The 16,286-nt window shown below is 73.9% G+C and carries 15 protein-coding genes; 12 read left to right on the forward strand and 3 right to left on the reverse strand.

Going from position 1 to position 16,286, the window contains the following annotated elements:
• Positions 1-5: 5 nt before the first annotated feature.
• Positions 6-224, reverse strand: a complete 219-nt coding sequence (locus ACN27C_RS15565; protein ID WP_013287999.1) for a DUF397 domain-containing protein — start codon at positions 222-224, stop codon at positions 6-8.
• 66 nt (positions 225-290) lie between these two features.
• Between ACN27C_RS15565 and pepN the strand changes: the two genes are divergently transcribed.
• From pepN to ACN27C_RS15615, 10 genes are all read left to right on the forward strand, one after another.
• Positions 291-2,807 carry an aminopeptidase N gene (gene pepN / locus ACN27C_RS15570; RefSeq protein ID WP_422751467.1) on the forward strand — a complete coding sequence of 839 codons (2,517 nt, stop codon included), beginning with the start codon at positions 291-293 and terminating at the stop codon, positions 2,805-2,807.
• Between the two features lie 83 nt (positions 2,808-2,890).
• Positions 2,891-3,487, forward strand: coding sequence for a nicotinate-nucleotide adenylyltransferase (gene nadD / locus ACN27C_RS15575; protein WP_013475510.1), 597 nt, complete (start codon positions 2,891-2,893; stop codon positions 3,485-3,487).
• A gap of 110 nt (positions 3,488-3,597) precedes the next feature.
• Complete coding sequence (gene rsfS / locus ACN27C_RS15580; RefSeq protein ID WP_013287996.1) at positions 3,598-4,002, forward strand: ribosome silencing factor; 405 nt, start codon at positions 3,598-3,600, stop codon at positions 4,000-4,002.
• Entirely contained in the window at positions 3,999-4,628 is a 630-nt protein-coding gene (locus ACN27C_RS15585; protein WP_121683461.1) for a histidine phosphatase family protein, read from the forward strand. The genes rsfS and ACN27C_RS15585 overlap by 4 nt, the downstream gene beginning before the upstream one ends.
• A 48-nt stretch (positions 4,629-4,676) precedes the next feature.
• Complete coding sequence (locus tag ACN27C_RS15590; protein ID WP_357900418.1) at positions 4,677-5,531, forward strand: DegV family protein; 855 nt, start codon at positions 4,677-4,679, stop codon at positions 5,529-5,531.
• 9 nt (positions 5,532-5,540) lie between these two features.
• Positions 5,541-6,317, forward strand: coding sequence for an SDR family NAD(P)-dependent oxidoreductase (locus ACN27C_RS15595; RefSeq protein ID WP_422751468.1), 777 nt, complete (start codon positions 5,541-5,543; stop codon positions 6,315-6,317).
• 461 nt (positions 6,318-6,778) lie between these two features.
• On the forward strand, positions 6,779-7,624 hold the full coding sequence (locus ACN27C_RS15600) for a helix-hairpin-helix domain-containing protein (RefSeq protein WP_422751630.1): 846 nt from the start codon (positions 6,779-6,781) through the stop codon (positions 7,622-7,624).
• Positions 7,621-10,017, forward strand: coding sequence for a ComEC/Rec2 family competence protein (locus ACN27C_RS15605; RefSeq protein ID WP_422751469.1), 2,397 nt, complete (start codon positions 7,621-7,623; stop codon positions 10,015-10,017). The genes ACN27C_RS15600 and ACN27C_RS15605 overlap by 4 nt, the downstream gene beginning before the upstream one ends.
• Before the next feature lie 121 nt (positions 10,018-10,138).
• Entirely contained in the window at positions 10,139-11,119 is a 981-nt protein-coding gene (gene holA, locus ACN27C_RS15610; protein WP_013287990.1) for a DNA polymerase III subunit delta, read from the forward strand.
• Positions 11,116-11,625, forward strand: a complete 510-nt coding sequence (locus tag ACN27C_RS15615) for a hypothetical protein (RefSeq protein WP_422751470.1) — start codon at positions 11,116-11,118, stop codon at positions 11,623-11,625. The genes holA and ACN27C_RS15615 overlap by 4 nt, the downstream gene beginning before the upstream one ends.
• A gap of 428 nt (positions 11,626-12,053) precedes the next feature.
• On the opposite strand, the gene rpsT is transcribed toward ACN27C_RS15615, so the two are convergent.
• Positions 12,054-12,320 carry a 30S ribosomal protein S20 gene (gene rpsT, locus ACN27C_RS15620; RefSeq protein ID WP_013287988.1) on the reverse strand — a complete coding sequence of 89 codons (267 nt, stop codon included), beginning with the start codon at positions 12,318-12,320 and terminating at the stop codon, positions 12,054-12,056.
• A gap of 222 nt (positions 12,321-12,542) precedes the next feature.
• Positions 12,543-13,628, reverse strand: a complete 1,086-nt coding sequence (locus ACN27C_RS15625) for a phosphotransferase family protein (protein WP_422751471.1) — start codon at positions 13,626-13,628, stop codon at positions 12,543-12,545.
• Here ACN27C_RS15625 and ACN27C_RS15630 point away from each other — a divergent pair.
• Positions 13,627-14,163 carry a DUF4240 domain-containing protein gene (locus ACN27C_RS15630; RefSeq protein ID WP_120568499.1) on the forward strand — a complete coding sequence of 179 codons (537 nt, stop codon included), beginning with the start codon at positions 13,627-13,629 and terminating at the stop codon, positions 14,161-14,163. The two genes, ACN27C_RS15625 and ACN27C_RS15630, sit on opposite strands and share 2 nt — an antisense overlap.
• 125 nt (positions 14,164-14,288) lie before the next feature.
• Entirely contained in the window at positions 14,289-16,166 is a 1,878-nt protein-coding gene (lepA, locus tag ACN27C_RS15635) for a translation elongation factor 4 (RefSeq protein WP_120568500.1), read from the forward strand.
• Positions 16,167-16,286 lie beyond the last annotated feature (120 nt).

Below are 16,286 nucleotides of genomic sequence, written 5' to 3' on the forward strand. Positions count from 1 at the left end.
CGCGCTCAGTCCAGGTCGAACTCGCCGTCCTGGGCGCCCGCGACGAACGCGTCCCACTCGGCCTGCGTGAAGACCAGCACCGGCCCGTCCGGCTCGGCGGAGTTGCGCATGCCGATCAGGTCGTCGACGAATGCCACTTCGACCGCTCCCTCGGAGGTGTCGCCCTCTGCCCGCTGCCAAACCGCCCGGGAGAGGTCGAAATCGCCCTTGGGGTGCTGACCCATCGCTGCTCCTCCATCGCCATGCGTAACGAGAAGGCCCGAGCGGACCTCATCGGGCAGGATAAGCGGATGCCGAGCCTCACCCGTGCAGAGGCGACCGCGCGCCGCGCGTCGATCGCTGTCGAGTCCTACGATGTGGACCTCGACCTGACCGGCGACGCCGAGCGGTTCCGCTCCGCCGTCACCATCCGGTTCCGGGCCACCCCAGGCGCCGAGACCTTCGTCGACGTCAAGCCGCGCCGACTCCTCGCCGCCCGCCTCAACGACCGCGACCTCGACCCGGCCCTGCTGGCCGGCGACCGGCTCCCGCTGACCGGCCTGGCCGCGACCAACACGCTCACCGTCGAGGCCGAGATGGCCTACTCCAACACCGGCGAAGGCCTGCACCGCTTCGTCGACCCGGCCGACGGCGAGACGTACCTCTACGCGATGTCCTTCCTGGACGACGGGCCGCGCATCTTCGCCGCGTTCGACCAGCCCGACCTGAAGGCACCGGTGACGCTGACCGTCACCGCGCCGCCGGAGTGGACTGTCGCCGCCAACGGGCCACTCGCCGACCGGCCCGCACCCGGGCGCTGGGAGTTCGCCCCCACCGAGCCGCTGGCCACGTACTTCGTCTCGCTGATCGCCGGCCCCTGGCACGTGCTGCGCGCCGAGCACGACGGCATCCCGCTCGGCCTCTACTGCCGGCGTTCGCTCGCCGCCCACCTGGACGCCGACGCCGAAGAGATCTTCACCGTCACCCGGCAGTGCCTCGACCGCTTCCACCAGCTCTTCGCCGAGCGCTACCCGTTCGGCAAGTACGACCAGGCGTTCGTGCCCGAGTTCAACGCCGGCGCGATGGAGAACCCGGGCCTGGTCACGATCCGCGACGACTACGTCTTCCGCTCCGCCGTCACCGACACCCAGCGGGAGCTGCGCGCCACCACCATCGCCCACGAGATGGCGCACATGTGGTTCGGTGACCTGGTCACCATGAGCTGGTGGGACGACCTCTGGCTCAACGAGTCCTTCGCCGAATACCTCGGCACCCGGGTCACCGCCGAGGCGACCCGGTTCGACCGGGCGTGGACCACGTTCGCGAGCCGTCGCAAGGCGTGGGGCTACACCGCCGACCAGCGCCCGTCCACCCATCCGGTGGCACCGGAGGAGGTCGCCGACGCCGCGCAGGCGCTGCTGAACTTCGACGGCATCTCGTACGCCAAGGGCGCCAGCGTGCTGCGCCAGCTCGTCGCCTGGCTCGGCGACGAGGCGTTCCTGGCCGGGCTGAACGCGCACTTCGCCGCGCACCGGTTCGGCAACGCGACGCTCGCCGACCTGCTGGCCGCTCTGGGCGCGGCGAGCGGTCGCGACCTGGACGGCTGGGCGGAACGCTGGCTGCGTCGTGCCCAGGTGAACACGCTGCGGGTCGACACCGCTGTGGACGCCGACGGCCGGTGGACCGACTTGGCGATCGTGCAGACCGCCCCGGCGAGCCACCCGGTGCTGCGGCCGCACCGCATCGGCGTGGCCCACCACACCGCCGACGGCCCGGCGTACCGGTTCGAGGTCGACCTCGACCCGGACGCCGACGGCGGCCGTACGCCCCTGCCCGAGCTGGTCGGGCGGCCCGCCACCGGGCTCGTGCTGCCGAACGCCGGTGACCTGACGTTCGCGAAGATCCGGCTCGATCCGGCCTCGGCGGACGCGGTGCCGCTGCTGCTTCCCGCGATCGACGATTCGCTGGCCCGGGCGCTGCTCTGGGCCGAGACGCTGGACGCGGTCACCGACGGGGAACGGCCGGCCGGCGCGCTCGCCGAGCTGATCGGGGCGGCGCTTCCGGCCGAGACCGAGGTGACGATCGTCGAGGACGTGCTGCTGCTCAGCCGCCGGCTGATCGACCGCTACCTCGATCCGCTCGCCCGTGACGCGGCGCTGCTGCGGGTGGCGAACGCCTGCGCGGCGCTGCTCGACTCGGCACCCGGGGGCGGCTCGTTGCAGCTCGCCGCCGCGCGCGGTCTGATCGGCGCCACCACCGACACCGCAATGCTGACCGGCTGGCTGGCCGGGGAGGGCGTTCCACCGGGGCTGGCGATCGACGCCGACCTGCGCTGGGCGGTGCTGCGCCGGCTCGTGGTGCTCGGCGCGGCCGGGACGCCGGAGATCGACGCCGAGGCCGACGCCGACCGCAGCGCCACCGGCGCCGAGCAGGCCGCCGCGTGCCGGGCCGCGCTGCCCGACGCCGACGCGAAGCGCGCCGCCTGGGAGATCGTCACCCGCAGCACCGAGCTGTCCAACCGCCTGGTCGAGGCGACCGCAGAGGGCTTCTGGCAGCCCGAGCAGGCCGAGCTGACCGCCGGCTACGTGGAGCGCTACTTCGCGGACATGCCGGCGGCGGCGCGTCTGCGTACCGCGTGGGTGGCCGACGCGGTCACCGTCGCCGCGTACCCCCGCTACGCCGTGGCGCAGACCACCCGGGAGACGGCCGCGGCGCTGCTGGCCCGCGACGACCTGACGCCCGGCCTGCGGCGGTGGGTGACCGACCTGGACGACGACATGCGCCGGGCGCTCGTGGCCCGGACGGCGGTGGCCGCCGCGTCGGCCTGACCGGAGCCACGCCGGGCGGGCTCATCCGCCCGGCGTGGCCGACCCCGCCCGGGCCCGTGCGGGGCGCGGCCTACGATCGCTGGGTGGAGGAAGACATCCGGCGGGTCGGCATCATGGGCGGCACGTTCGACCCGATCCACCACGGGCACCTGGTGGCGGCGAGCGAGGTGGCCGACCGGTTCGGTCTGGACGAGGTCGTGTTCGTGCCGACCGGGCAACCGTGGCAGAAGGCGGAGGAAGCGGTCACCCCGGCCGAGGACCGCTACCTCATGACGGTGATCGCCACCGCCTCCAACCCGCGTTTCCAGGTGAGCCGGGTCGACATCGACCGGGGCGGTCCCACCTACACCGTCGACACGCTGCGCGACCTGCACGCCGAGTACGGCCCGAAGGCGCAGCTGTTCTTCATCACCGGCGCGGACGCCCTGGAGCGCATCCTCTCCTGGAAGGACCTGGACGAGGCGCTCGAACTGGCCCACTTCATCGGCGTGACCCGGCCCGGTTTCGAACTCACCGACAAGCACCTCCCGGCCGACTCGGTGAGCCTGGTGCAGGTGCCCGCGATGGCCATCTCCTCGACGGACTGCCGCGCGCGCGTCGCCCGCGGGGAGCCGGTGTGGTACCTGGTGCCCGACGGTGTGGTGCAGTACATCGCGAAACGGCGCCTCTACCAGCGGTGATTCGCCCCCGTACGTCCCGGTTCATGCCTGAAATCGACCAGAACTGACAAGTCGGCACACCGCCGGGTGTGAGAGGCTTGGAGGGTCGCACGGTTGATCGAAGGAGAACGGTGACAGTTTCCGAACGCGCGCACGAGCTGGCGATGGCCGCCGCCCAGGCCGCGGCCGACAAGAAGGCACAGGACATCGTCATCATCGACGTGGGCGACCAGCTCGCGATCACCGACGCGTTCCTGCTGGCCGCCGCTCCGAACGAGCGTCAGGTGCTCGCCATCGTCGACGCCATCGAGGAGCGCCTGCTGGAACTGCCGGAGAAGGCCAAGCCGGTGCGCCGCGAGGGCGAGCGGGGCGGCCGCTGGGTGCTGCTCGACTACGTCGACATCGTGGTCCACGTCCAGCACACCGAGGAGCGCGAGTTCTACGCGCTCGACCGGCTCTGGAAGGACTGCCCGCAGATCCCGTTCACCGATCGCGACCTGGCCGACTCGGCCGCCGGCACCGCCACCGCCGAATGACCCGCCTGATCGTCTGGCGGCACGGCAACACCGACTGGAACGCCGCGAGCCGGGTCCAGGGCCAGACCGACGTGCCGCTCAACGACCTCGGCCGGGAGCAGGCCCGCGCCGCCGCGCCGGTGCTGGCCGCGCTGCGCCCGGACGCGATCGTCGCCAGTGACCTGCGCCGGGCCGCCGACACCGCTGCCGCGCTCGCGGCGCTGACCGGGCTGCCGGTACGCTCCGACGCCCGGCTGCGCGAACGGCACTTCGGCACCTGGCAGGGCCTCACCCTCACCGAGGTGGCCGAGCGCTACCCCGACGAGTACGCCCGCTGGCGAGCCGGTGACCCCGACCCCGGCGCCGGCATCGAGCCCCTGGGCGACCTGGGCGCCCGGCTCGGCGCCGGGTTCCAGGACGCGGCCGACCTGGCCGTCGGTGGCACCGTCGTGGTGACCACCCACGGCGGTGGCGCCCGGCAGGGCGTCGGCCACCTGCTCGGCTGGGACCACACGGTGCTGCGCAGCCTCGGCTCGCTGGCCAACTGCCACTGGACCGAACTGCGCCACGACGACGTCCGGGGCTGGCACCTGCGCGCGCACAACGTCGGCCTGATCACCCAGCCGGCGCTCACCGACGCGGTCTGACACCTCCGGCCCCGGCACGTCACAGCGCCATCGGCTAGCGTGCCGGTCATGCCCGTCGCGGTCGTCACCGACTCCACCGCCTACCTGCCGCCCGACCTGGTCCGCGCACGCGGACTCACAGTCGTCCCGCTCACAGTCGTCCTCAACGGCGCGGAAGGGCTGGAGGGCGTCGAGACCTCCCCGGCCGACGCCACCCGCGCGCTGAGCGGCCGGCGGGTATCGGTGAGCACGTCCCGGCCCGCGCCGGAACAGTTCGCGCAGGTCTACCGCGCGCTGCTCGCCGAGGGCGCCGACGGGGTCGTGTCGGTGCACCTGTCCGCCGAACTGTCCGGCACCGTCGAGGCCGCCCGGCTGGCCGCCGCCGAGGTCGGCGACGACCGGGTCACGGTGGTCGACAGCCGATCCACCGGCATGGGCCTCGGCTTCCCGGCGCTCGCCGCCGCCGCGGCCGCCGCGCAGGGAGCAGACCTGACCGGGGTACGCGACGCGGCGCTGGACGCGGTCGCCCGTACCACCATCTACTTCTACGTCGACACGCTGGAGTTCCTGCGCCGGGGCGGCCGGATCAACGCGGCCGAGGCGCTGCTCGGCACCGCCCTCTCGGTCAAGCCGATCATGCACATGCCGGACGGCGCGATCGTGGTCAAGGACAAGGTCCGTACCGCCAGCCGGGGCGTGGCACGCCTGATCGACCTGGCAGTCGAGGCAGCGGACGACGCCGAGGTGGACCTGGCCGTGCACCACCTCGCCGCGCCGCAACGGGCCGAGCAACTGCTGGCGGCGCTGACCGAGCGGCTGGGCGACCGCCTGCACGACACGTACGTCACCGAGGCCGGAGCGGTGGTCGCCGCGCACGCCGGACCCGGGCTGGCATGCGTGGTGGTGCACCGCCGCACACCCTAGGGTGGCCGGATGAGCCCACTGTCGTACGTCGTCACCGGCGGCGGGCGCGGCGTCGGACGGGCCATCGTCGAACGGCTGGCCGCCGATGGTGGCACCGTGGTCGTGGTCGAGCGGGACACCGGTGCGCTGGACTGGCTGGCCCGGCATCCACTCGCCGGCCGGCTGCACGCTGTGACCGGCGACGCCGGTGACGAGGCGGTCACCGGCCGGGCCGCCGACCGCGCCGAGGCGTACGCGCCGCTGGCCGGCTGGGTCAACAACGCCGCCGTCTTCCGCGACGCCGACCTGCACCGCGCGCCCGCGAGCGAGGTCGTCGACCTGATCGCGCTCAACCTGCGCCCCGCCGTCGCGGGAGCCGGCACCGCCGTACGCCGGTTCCTGGCCGCGCGCACCGGCGGCGCGATCGTCAACGTCTCCTCCCACCAGGCCCGCCGGGCGGTGCCCGGTGCGCTGCCGTACGCCACCGCGAAGGCCGCGTTGGAGGGGCTGACCCGGGCGCTCGCCGTCGACTACGGTCCGCGCGGCATCCGCGCCAACGCCGTCGCGCTCGGCTCGATCCACACCGAACGGCACGCCGCCTACCTGGCCGGACTCGACCCGGCCGGGGTGGCGCACGTCGACGCGGAGATGGCCCGGCTGCACCCGCTCGGCCGGATCGGGCGTACCGACGAGGTGGCCGAGGTGGTCGCGTTCCTGCTCTCCGAACGCGCCTCGTTCGTCAACGGCGCGACGGTGCCGGTCGACGGGGGACGGGCCGCGCTGGGCCTGGACCCGGAGTCGCGCTGAGCTTCGCCTCCCGGCCGCGCTAGCACAGTCAGGGTTTGATCGGGTTACTGTCCACAGTGCTCCCGTCGTCCACAGGTGAGAGCTCCCCGGCCGACGGTTGACGAGCCGTCGCCGTAGCGTCCCGAGCCGTGCCAGACGACGACGAGACGACGGTACGGCGGCGGCTCGCCCGGCTGTTCGGGGGCGCTGATGCGGCAGGTGCCGCCCCGCCGGCTCTTGTCGGTCGTCCGCGCCGGCCCATCGGCGCGATGATGCCGCAGGCGCTGTCTCCGCCCGAGCCCTGGCGGTCCTTCGAGCCGGGTCTCGAACCTGGGTCAGGTGGGACCGGGCTGGATCCGGCCTCTGGGCGGGGCCCTGGTGCGTTCGGGCCGGACTCCGAGGAGCGGTCCGGCTCTGCGCGCGGGCCTGTTGGGGCCGGGCCGGAATCCAGGGCTCGGCCTGGTTCGGGATCCGGCGGTGGGCTGGGCTCGGAGGATCGGCCCGGTTCGGGTTCCGGGCGTGTGACAGGTGCGGGCGAGCCGGGCTACGGGCCGCGACCAGCTCTCCCGGAGCGTGACGGCGTGTGGGAGCAGCCATTCGGGGATCCGCCGTCCGTTGCGACGGACGCCGAGATGGACCGTCCGTCGGCGTCTGTGCGCGGTCTGGTGTCCCGGCTGCCCGGTCCCGGGGCGTTCGACCCCGGCCGGCGGGGTGTGCGGGCGCTCGCGGCGGTGGCGGCAGTGGTGGTCGTGGTGGCCGCCGTCTGGGCGTGGCGCTCACGTCCCAGCGCCGAGCCCGTCCAGCCGGCAGCGGCGTCCGCCGAGGCGCCGGTGAGCGCGGCGACCGAAGCCGTTCCCGGGGTGCCCGCGCCGGCCGGCTCACCCGGTCAGGTGGTCGTCGCGCTGGCCGGCAAGGTCCGGCGTCCCGGCCTCGTCCGCCTCCCGGCCGGCGCGCGGGTGGCCGACGCGATCGAGGCGGCGGGCGGCGCGCTGCCCGGCGTCGACGTGGCGCTGCTCAACCCGGCTCGCAAGGTCACCGACGGGGAGCTGATCCTGATCGGCGTCACCGCCCCGCCGGGGCAGGCCGGACCCGCCGCAGCGGGCGGCGGTGCGCCGGGCGGCTCGGCGGCGCCCGCCGGCCCGGTCAACCTCAACACCGCGACGCTGGCCCAGCTCGACGCGCTGCCGGGCGTCGGGCCGGTCCTCGCCCAGCGGATCCTCGACCACCGGGACCGCAACGGCGGGTTCCGGTCCGTGTCCGATCTGCGCCAGGTCGACGGCATCGGCGACGCCCGGTACGAGCAGCTCAAGGAACTGGTGACGGTGTGAATGGCCGACGCCCCCTCGATGGTGACGCGGCCGACCGCGACGTGCCCGATCTGCGGCTGGCCGGGTTGGCGGTTGCGGCCTGGCTCGCCGCGCTGGCCGGGCTGCACCTCACGGTCCGGGTGACGGTGTGGATGGCCGCCGTCGCCGCCGCTCTCGCCCTGGTCACGGGCCTGTACCTGTGCGGCGTGCTGGGCCGGCCGGGTGCAACGGTCCGCCGCTACGGCTGGATCGCGGTCGCCGTACTGCTCGGCGTGCTCTGCGGCGCGGCCGCCACCGGCGCCCGGGTCGCGGTCCGCGACGCCGCCCCGGTCCGCGCGCTCGTCACCGATCGTGTCCCGGTCACCGCCGAGCTGGTGCTCCGCGACGACCCCCGTCCGGTACGCGGTGCGCCCGGCCGTCCACCGATGCTGCTGGTCCGCGTGGATCTGATCCGGCTCACCGGACCCGACGGCGCTCGCGTCACCGGTCCCGTCCGCGCGCTTGTGCTCGCCACCGATCCGGCCTGGCGTCCACTGCTGCCCGGGCAGCGGGTCACCAGCCGGGGACGGCTGTCCGCCCCGCGTGGCGGCGACCTCACCGCCGCCGTGCTCTCCACCGCCGACCCGCCCACGCTGCGCGGCGACGCGTCGTGGCCGCAACGGGCGGCAGGCGTGCTGCGCGCCGGGCTGCAACGGGCCTGCGAGCCGCTGCCCGACGCGCCGGGCGGGCTGCTGCCGGGGCTCGTGGTGGGTGACACCAGCCGGCTGCTTCCGGAGGTGGAGGAGGACTTCCGGGCCACCGGGATGACGCACCTCAACGCGGTGTCCGGCTCCAACGTGGCGATCGTCGTCGGGGCGGTGCTGCTGCTGGCCCGCTGGGCGCGCGCCGGTCCGCGTACCGCCGCCACGCTCTGCGTACTCGCGCTCGTCGGGTTCGTCATCCTGGTCCGGCCTTCGCCGAGCGTGGTGCGCGCCGCGGCGATGGGCGCGATCGGGCTCGCCGCGCTCGCCGCCGGGCGGTCCCGATCGGCGCTGCCCGCGCTCGCCGCGGCGGTCACCGGACTGGTCCTGTACGACCCGGACCTCGCGGGCGACCCGGGTTTCGCGTTGTCGGTGTGTGCCACCGGGGGACTGCTGCTGCTCGCGCCGGGCTGGCGGGACGCGCTGCGGCGGCGGGGCGTACCAAGCGGGCTGGCCGAGGCGCTGGCGGTGCCGGCCGCCGCGCAGCTGGCCTGCGGCCCGGTGATCGCCGGACTGTCCGCCACGGTCAGCCTGGTGGCCGTGCCGGCGAACCTGCTGGCGGTGCCGGCCGTCGCGCCCGCCACTGTGCTCGGAGTGCTGGCGGCGGTGCTGTCGCCGGTGTGGCCGGGCGGCGCGGAGTTCCTGGCCTGGCTGGCGAGTTGGCCGGCGCGCTGGCTGGTGGCGGTGGCCGCGTACGGGGCGGACCTGCCTGCCGGGAACCTGCCCTGGGCGGGCGGGGTGGCCGGCGCCCTCCTGCTGGCGGCGGTGAGCGTGGCGCTGCTGCTCGCGTTCCGCCGACGCCGGGCGCGCCGGCTGATCGCTGTCGTCGCGGTGGCGGTGGTGCTGGGCGCGGTGCCGGTCCGGCTGCTCGCCTCCGGCTGGCCGCCGCGCGGCTGGGTGGTGGTGGCGTGCGCGGTGGGGCAGGGGGACGCGGTGGTGCTGCCGGTCGCCGCCGGCCGGGCCGTGGTGGTCGACGCCGGCCCGGAGCCGTCCGGCGTGGACGCCTGCCTGCGCCGTCTTCGCGTACGCGAGGTGCCGTTGCTGGTGGTCAGCCACTTTCACGTCGACCACGTCGGCGGCGTGGCCGGGGTGTTCCGCGGCCGTCGGGTGGGTGCGGTGGTGGGTCCGTCCTGGTCCGAGCCGCCCTACGGCGCAGCCCAGGTACGCGATGCGGCCCGCCGGGCCGGTGCGCCGGTCGCTCCGGTGCAGGCGGGGTGGCGGTGGCGGGCGGGCGCGGTGGACCTGGTCGCCGTCGGGCCGCCGTACCCGCTGCGGGGCAGCCGGTCCGATCCGAACAACAACTCGCTGGTGCTGGCCGCCACTGTGGGCGGGGTACGGATCCTGCTCACCGGGGACGCCGAGACGGAGGAGCAGCGGACGATGCTGGAGACGACGCCGGCCGCCCAGATCCGGGCCGACGTGCTGAAGGTGGCCCACCACGGGTCGGCGTATCAGGCGCCGGAGTTCCTGGCCGCGGTGCGCCCGGCGGTGGCGCTGGTGTGCGTGGGGGTCGACAACGACTACGGGCATCCCAACGCCGGGCTGCTGGACCGGCTGACCCGGGGCGGTGCGCGGGTGCTGCGTACCGACACCGACGGGGACGTGGCGGCGGTCCGGGCGGGCGCCGGTCTCGCGGTGGTGAGACGTGGGGCCGAGTCGGGGCCGGCTCGATAACTGGGGGATCTCGTCGCAGTAGATGGGGGATCAAGGCAAATGTCTGGATTTGCGCTGTGTGCGGGCTGCGCCGTCACAGTCCCCGATGAGCAGGCCCGGCCGGGTCGGAGGGCGTGCGAGTATGGGCGACGTGACCCCCGCCGACCTGCCTCCTATTGTGCTCGTCCTCGGCGACGAGGAGCTGCTCGCCACGCGAGCGGTCACCGAAGCCGTCGCCCGGGCCCGCGAGGTCGACCCCGACGTGGACGTGCGGGAATACCAGGCCGGCACGCTCACCGTCGGCGAGATCGCCGAGATGCTGAGCCCGTCGCTGTTCGGCGGTCGCCGGGTGCTCGTGCTCCGCTCCGGTCAGGACGCCCGTAAGGACCTGTCGACCGCGCTGCTCGCGTACGCGAAGAATCCCGACCCGGACGTGCAGCTCGTCGTGCTGCACCTGGGCGGGGCCAAGGGCAAGGCGTTCGCCGACGGCCTGCGGGCGGCCGGCGCCACTGTGGTGCCGGCGGTGAAGCTCAAGGGCGACCGGGAGCGGGCCGCGTTCGTGCGGGACGAGATCCGCCGCATCGGCGGCAAGTGCACGCCCGACGCGGCCGACGCCCTGGTCGCGGCCGTCGGCAACGACATGCGTGAGCTGGCCGCCGCCTGCTCGCAGCTGGTCGCCGACACGGACGGGCGGATCGGCGCGGACACGGTCGCCCGGTACTACCGGGGACGGGCCGAGGTGACCGGCTTCACCGTCGCCGACGCGACGATGGTCGGTGACGTGCCCGGCGCGCTGGAGGCGCTGCGGTGGGCGCTGCACGTCGGCGTCGACCCGGTGCCGATCGCCGACGCGCTGGCCGACGGCGTACGGACCGTGGCCCGGGTCGCCGCCGCCGGCCGGGGCAGCGCGTTCCAGCTGGCCAAGACGCTCGGCATGCCGGCCTGGAAGATCGAGAAGGCCCAGGTGCGTGCCCGGGGCTGGACGCCCGAGGGCCTGGTCGAGGCGATGCGGGTGGCCGCCGAGTGCAACGCGGCCGTCAAGGGCGGCGCCGACGACCGGGCGTACGCGCTGGAGCGGGCCGTGTTCTCGGTGGCAGCGGCCCGGCAGGGCGGCGCCCGGTGACCCGAGCGTGGTCGACGGTGGCCACGGACGAGGAGCGGTACCGCCCGCTCTACGCCCGGGTGCTGGGACTGCGCTTCGTCAACCCGGGTGGGGTGCTCTGCTTCCTCTTCTTCGAGGGCGCGGTGGCGCTGGCCGTGCTGCTCGCGCTCGCCGAACTGGTGAGCTGGTGGGCGGTGCTCGTGCTGCCGGTCGCGGTGGCCGCGATGGTCAAGCTCAACGACGTGGTGGCCGAGATGGTCGTCCGCACCGCCGCGCAGGTGCCCGAGCAGGAGCGGGACCGCTTCCGTCGGCAGATGGAGCCGGTGATCGGGCGGGCCCGGGTGCCCACCGGCGCCCGCGCACTGCCGGGCGCACCGACATCGGCGAGCGCCCGCGCGTTGTCAGGCGGCGCGACGCCGGCGAGCGGGCGGTCGTTTCCGGACGGTCCGACGGCGGTCGCCGACCCCCGGGGCATCCGCTACCACCATCCGCGACGCTCGACGTTCGACCGCCCCGGCGAGCGGTGACCACGGCGTCCCCGGTGTGCGCCGCCCCCCGGCTCACCTCGGCCGCGGCGGGCAGCCGCACACCGGAGCCGCTCGCAGCGCCTCCCGAGGTCCGCATCCTCCCGCCGACGTGATCACCGGCCCGTCGACCGCACCTGCACCGAGTCCGGGCTGCAGCGGTCATCGGCGGCACCGATCACGCCGCAGATCTTGGTACGAAAGGGCCCTTATAGGGGCCGAAATCCTCCAAGATCTCCGCGCGCTGCCTCCGAGGCCGCGCGGCATCCCGCGCCTGCGCGGCGCCGTGGGTCGGGTATGGCCCCATCGGGCCAGAACCCTCCGGGATCTTCAAGCGTCCCTCAGCGCGCCGCGCTGCGGGGGAGTGCGGACAGGCGGAAGCCCCGCGGGCACAATGGCCCCGGGGCTTCCGGTGGGATCTGTAGCGCTGGTCAGGCAGAGAACGAGGCGACGCGCTTGGCGATCGCCGACTTCCGGTTGGCCGCCTGGTTCGAGTGGATGACACCCTTGCTGGCAGCCTTGTCCAGCTTGCGGGTGGCCTCACGCATGAGCACGGTGGCCTTCTCGGTGTCGCCCGCCTCGGCAGCCTCGTGGAACTTCCGGATGGCGGTCTTCAGCGACGACTTGACCGACTTGTTACGCAGCCGGCGCTTCTCGTTCTGCCGGTTGCGCTTGATCTGGGACTTGATGTTCGCCACGCGACAGCCTCGTCTTGATAGCTCGGGTTGGTCTGCTTTCGCGCACGACGAGCATGCGTCATCGCCGCGCGAAAAGCCAGGCTACCAGGTCGGCCCCGTACGAGCCAAAACGCCTCCGCCCGGCCCGTCTGACCCCACCACCTCCCCGAGCGGCGCGCCACTTCGGGGAGGTGGCGGGGTCAGGGCCCGTGGGATGCCGCCATCTCGCCGAACTGGTGTGGATCAAGGGGAACAAGAGGAAGGGGTGGGGCGTGCCCAGGACCAGCCCTGGCGCTCGGCCAGCCAGCCGAGTGCCTGCTCCCCGCTCCAGCGCTGGTGGGCGCGCAGGTGCGGGGAGGCGTTGGACGGCCCGGCCTCGGCGCCGGTCAGGAAGTACCCGGCCAGCGCGGCGAGCGTCACGTCCAGCGCGTCGGCGGGCGCCCCGGCCGCCGCCGGGTGGGCGGCGAACGCGGCGTCCGCGTCCAGGCCGCCGGCGTACGCGGTGAGCAGCAGCCCGGCCAGGTCGAACCAAGCCGGCCCGTGGCAGAGCCAGGGCCAGTCGCACAGCCAGGCCCGTCCGCCGGAGTCGATCAGGAGGTTGTCCATCCGCAGGTCGCCGTGGGCCAGCCCGGGTGCGGCGTCGGCGTACGTGGGCAGGCGCGACTCCAGCGCGACCAGCTCGGCCAGCGGCGCACCGGCCGCCGGCTCGGGCAGCGGCTCGCGTCCGGCGGCAACCTCGCCCCACCAGAGGATGTCGTCGCGGGCCAGGTCCGCGAGGCGGGGAAGCCGGAGCGCGGCCAGCTCCGCGGGCGGTTCGGCGAGCGCGGCGGCGACATCGGCGTACGTGGCGAGGGCGGCGTGCAGCTCGGCCGGCTCCCAGGGCAGCCGGGGGGTGTGCCCGTCGATCGCGTCGAGCGCGAGCGCGTACCAGCCGGACTCGGTGAGCGCCCAGCGCGGCCGGGGCACCGGCAGGCCCGCCGGGAGCCGGGAAAGGATCGCCGCCTCGTGGGCGTACCAGTCGACCAGGTGCCGTTGCCCGTGCAGTGCCGCCGCCTTGACGAACACGCGCTCGCCGGTAAGGCCGGTCAGCACGGCGGCGAAGCCGCTGGTGAACCCGCCGGCCGTCACCCGGACCGCCGCCGGTTCGCCGCCGATCCGGGCGGCCAGCGCGTCCCGCAGCCCGGCCGGCAGGTCGGCCCAGCCGGGCCGGACGGCTGTCGACCCGTACGGAACCGGCGGTAGGGAGATCGAGCGCACCGCTCCATGCTGCCGCACCGGCGGCGCGCGGCGAACCGGCGCGTCGGTGGGCTCTGCCAGACTGCCCGTCATGAGGACCGAGGAGTTCTGGCAGTTGATCGACGACGCCCGCGCGGGTGCCGGGGGAGAGCCCGACGCGGTGGCCGCCCGGGCGGTCGCGCTGCTGGCCGAGCGCGACCCGGAGGAGATCGTCGGGTACGCCCACCACCAGCGGCGGGTGCTCGCCGCCTCCTACAAGGTCGACCTCTGGGGCGCGGCCTACCTGATCAACGGGGGCGCCTCGGACGACGGCTTCGAATACTTCCGGGGCTGGCTGATGACCCAGGGGCGGGCGGTGTTCGCGCGGGCGGTCGGCGACCCCGACGCGCTGGCCGAGCTGCCGCAGGTGCGTGCCGCGGCGCTCAGCGGCGAGGAGTTCGAGTGCGAGGAGATGCTGGCGGTGCCGTGGGACGCGTACCGGAAGGCCACCGCGTCCGACCTGCCGGCCGAGCGTGACCCGGTTCCGGTGCCCGACCTGAACGACTTCTGGGACTTCGACGACGAGGAGGAGGCCCGCCGCCGCCTGCCGAGGCTGGCCGCCCTGTTCGTCGAGCCACCCGTGGAATAGCGGAGCCACCCGTGGAATAGCGGTGGAGTGAAGGGGGAGTCCGGGCGCGCCCCGGGCGACGTGGGACCATGGAGGGGGCCGGCGGCGCGCCGGCCGCTCACGTCAGCCGACCAGAACGGACCGCTGTGCCACCGACGCTCGATCCCGGCGCGAACGCTCCTGGTGCCACCGACCCGGCGCGCATCCGGAACTTCTGCATCATCGCCCACATCGACCACGGGAAGTCGACCCTGGCCGACCGGATGTTGCAGCTCACCGGTGTGGTCGACCCGCGGCAGATGCGCGCGCAGTACCTGGACCGGATGGACATCGAGCGCGAGCGCGGCATCACCATCAAGAGCCAGGCCGTGCGGATGCCGTGGACGATCCGCGAGGGCGACCGGGCCGGCGAGACCGCTGTGCTCAACATGATCGACACCCCGGGCCACGTGGACTTCACCTACGAGGTGTCCCGTTCGCTGGCCGCCTGCGAGGGCGCGATCCTGCTCGTCGACGCCGCGCAGGGCATCGAGGCGCAGACGCTGGCCAACCTCTACCTGGCGCTCGAGAACGACCTGCACATCATCCCGGTGCTCAACAAGATCGATCTGCCGGCGGCCCAGCCGGAGAAGTACGCCGAGGAGCTGGCCCACCTGATCGGCGGCGACCCGGCGGACTGCATCAAGGTCTCCGGCAAGACCGGCGAGGGCGTGCCCTACCTGCTGGACGAGATCGTCCGCCAGTTCGTGCCGCCGGTGGGCGACGCCGAGGCTCCGGCCCGCGCGATGATCTTCGACTCGGTGTACGACGTCTACCGGGGCGTGGTCACGTACGTCCGGGTGATCGACGGCCGGATCTCGGCCCGGGACCGGATCAAGATGATGTCCACCGGCGCGGTCCACGAGCTGCTGGAGATCGGCGTCATCTCGCCGGAGATGGTGAAGGCCGACGCGCTCGGCGTCGGCGAGGTGGGTTACCTGATCACCGGTGTGAAGGACGTGCGCCAGTCCCGGGTGGGTGACACCGTCACCATCAACAACAACCCGGCCAAGGAGGCGCTCGGCGGCTACAAGGACCCGAAGCCGATGGTCTACTCGGGTCTCTATCCGATCGACGGCTCGGACTACCCGAACCTGCGCGAGGCGCTGGACAAGCTCAAGCTCAACGACGCGGCGCTCACGTACGAGCCGGAGACCTCCGGCGCGCTGGGCTTCGGCTTCCGCTGCGGCTTCCTCGGCCTGCTGCATTTGGAGATCATCCGGGAGCGGCTGGAGCGGGAGTTCAACCTCGACCTGATCTCCACCGCTCCGAACGTGGTCTACCGGGCCATCCAGGAGGACGGCGAGGAGATCGTGGTCACCAACCCGAGCGAGTACCCGACCGGCAAGATCGCCGAGGTGTACGAGCCGACCGTGCGGGCGACGGTGCTGACCCCGAACGACTACGTCGGCGCGGTGATGGAGCTGTGCCAGGGCCGCCGGGGCAGCCTGCTCGGCATGGACTACCTCTCCGCCGACCGGGTGGAGCTGCGCTACACGCTGCCGCTGGCCGAGATCATCTTCGACTTCTTCGACCAGCTCAAGAGCCGCACCAAGGGTTACGCCTCGCTGGACTACGAGCCCTCCGGCGAGCAGGCGTCCGACCTGGTCAAGGTCGACATCCTGCTGCACGGCGAGCCGGTCGACGCGTTCAGCGCGATCGTGCACAAGGACAAGGCGTACACGTACGGCACGACGATCGCGGCGAAACTGCGCTCGCTGATCCCGCGCCAGCAGTTCGAGGTGCCGATCCAGGCGGCCATCGGCAGCCGGGTGATCGCCCGGGAGACCATCCGCGCGATCCGCAAGGACGTGCTCGCCAAGTGCTACGGCGGTGACATCAGCCGGAAGCGCAAGCTGCTGGAGAAGCAGAAGGAGGGCAAGAAGCGGATGAAGATGGTGGGCCGGGTGGAGGTCCCCCAGGAGGCGTTCATCGCGGCGCTGTCGTCCGACTCCGGCGACGGCAAGCCCGCCGGCAAGAAGTAACGGTCAGGCTCCACTAACCGGCCGGCGTCCTGTCCCCAGGGCGCCGGCCGGTTCGCGTACCCAGGAAATTTTCAGCCTCTGGCAGCGCTCCCACCTGCGGGTTCGTCCCGGTCGGGGGAG

This window comes from Micromonospora sp. WMMD1219, assembly GCF_049315215.1.
In the GTDB taxonomy this organism is placed as follows: Bacteria; Actinomycetota; Actinomycetes; order Mycobacteriales; family Micromonosporaceae; genus Micromonospora; species Micromonospora tulbaghiae.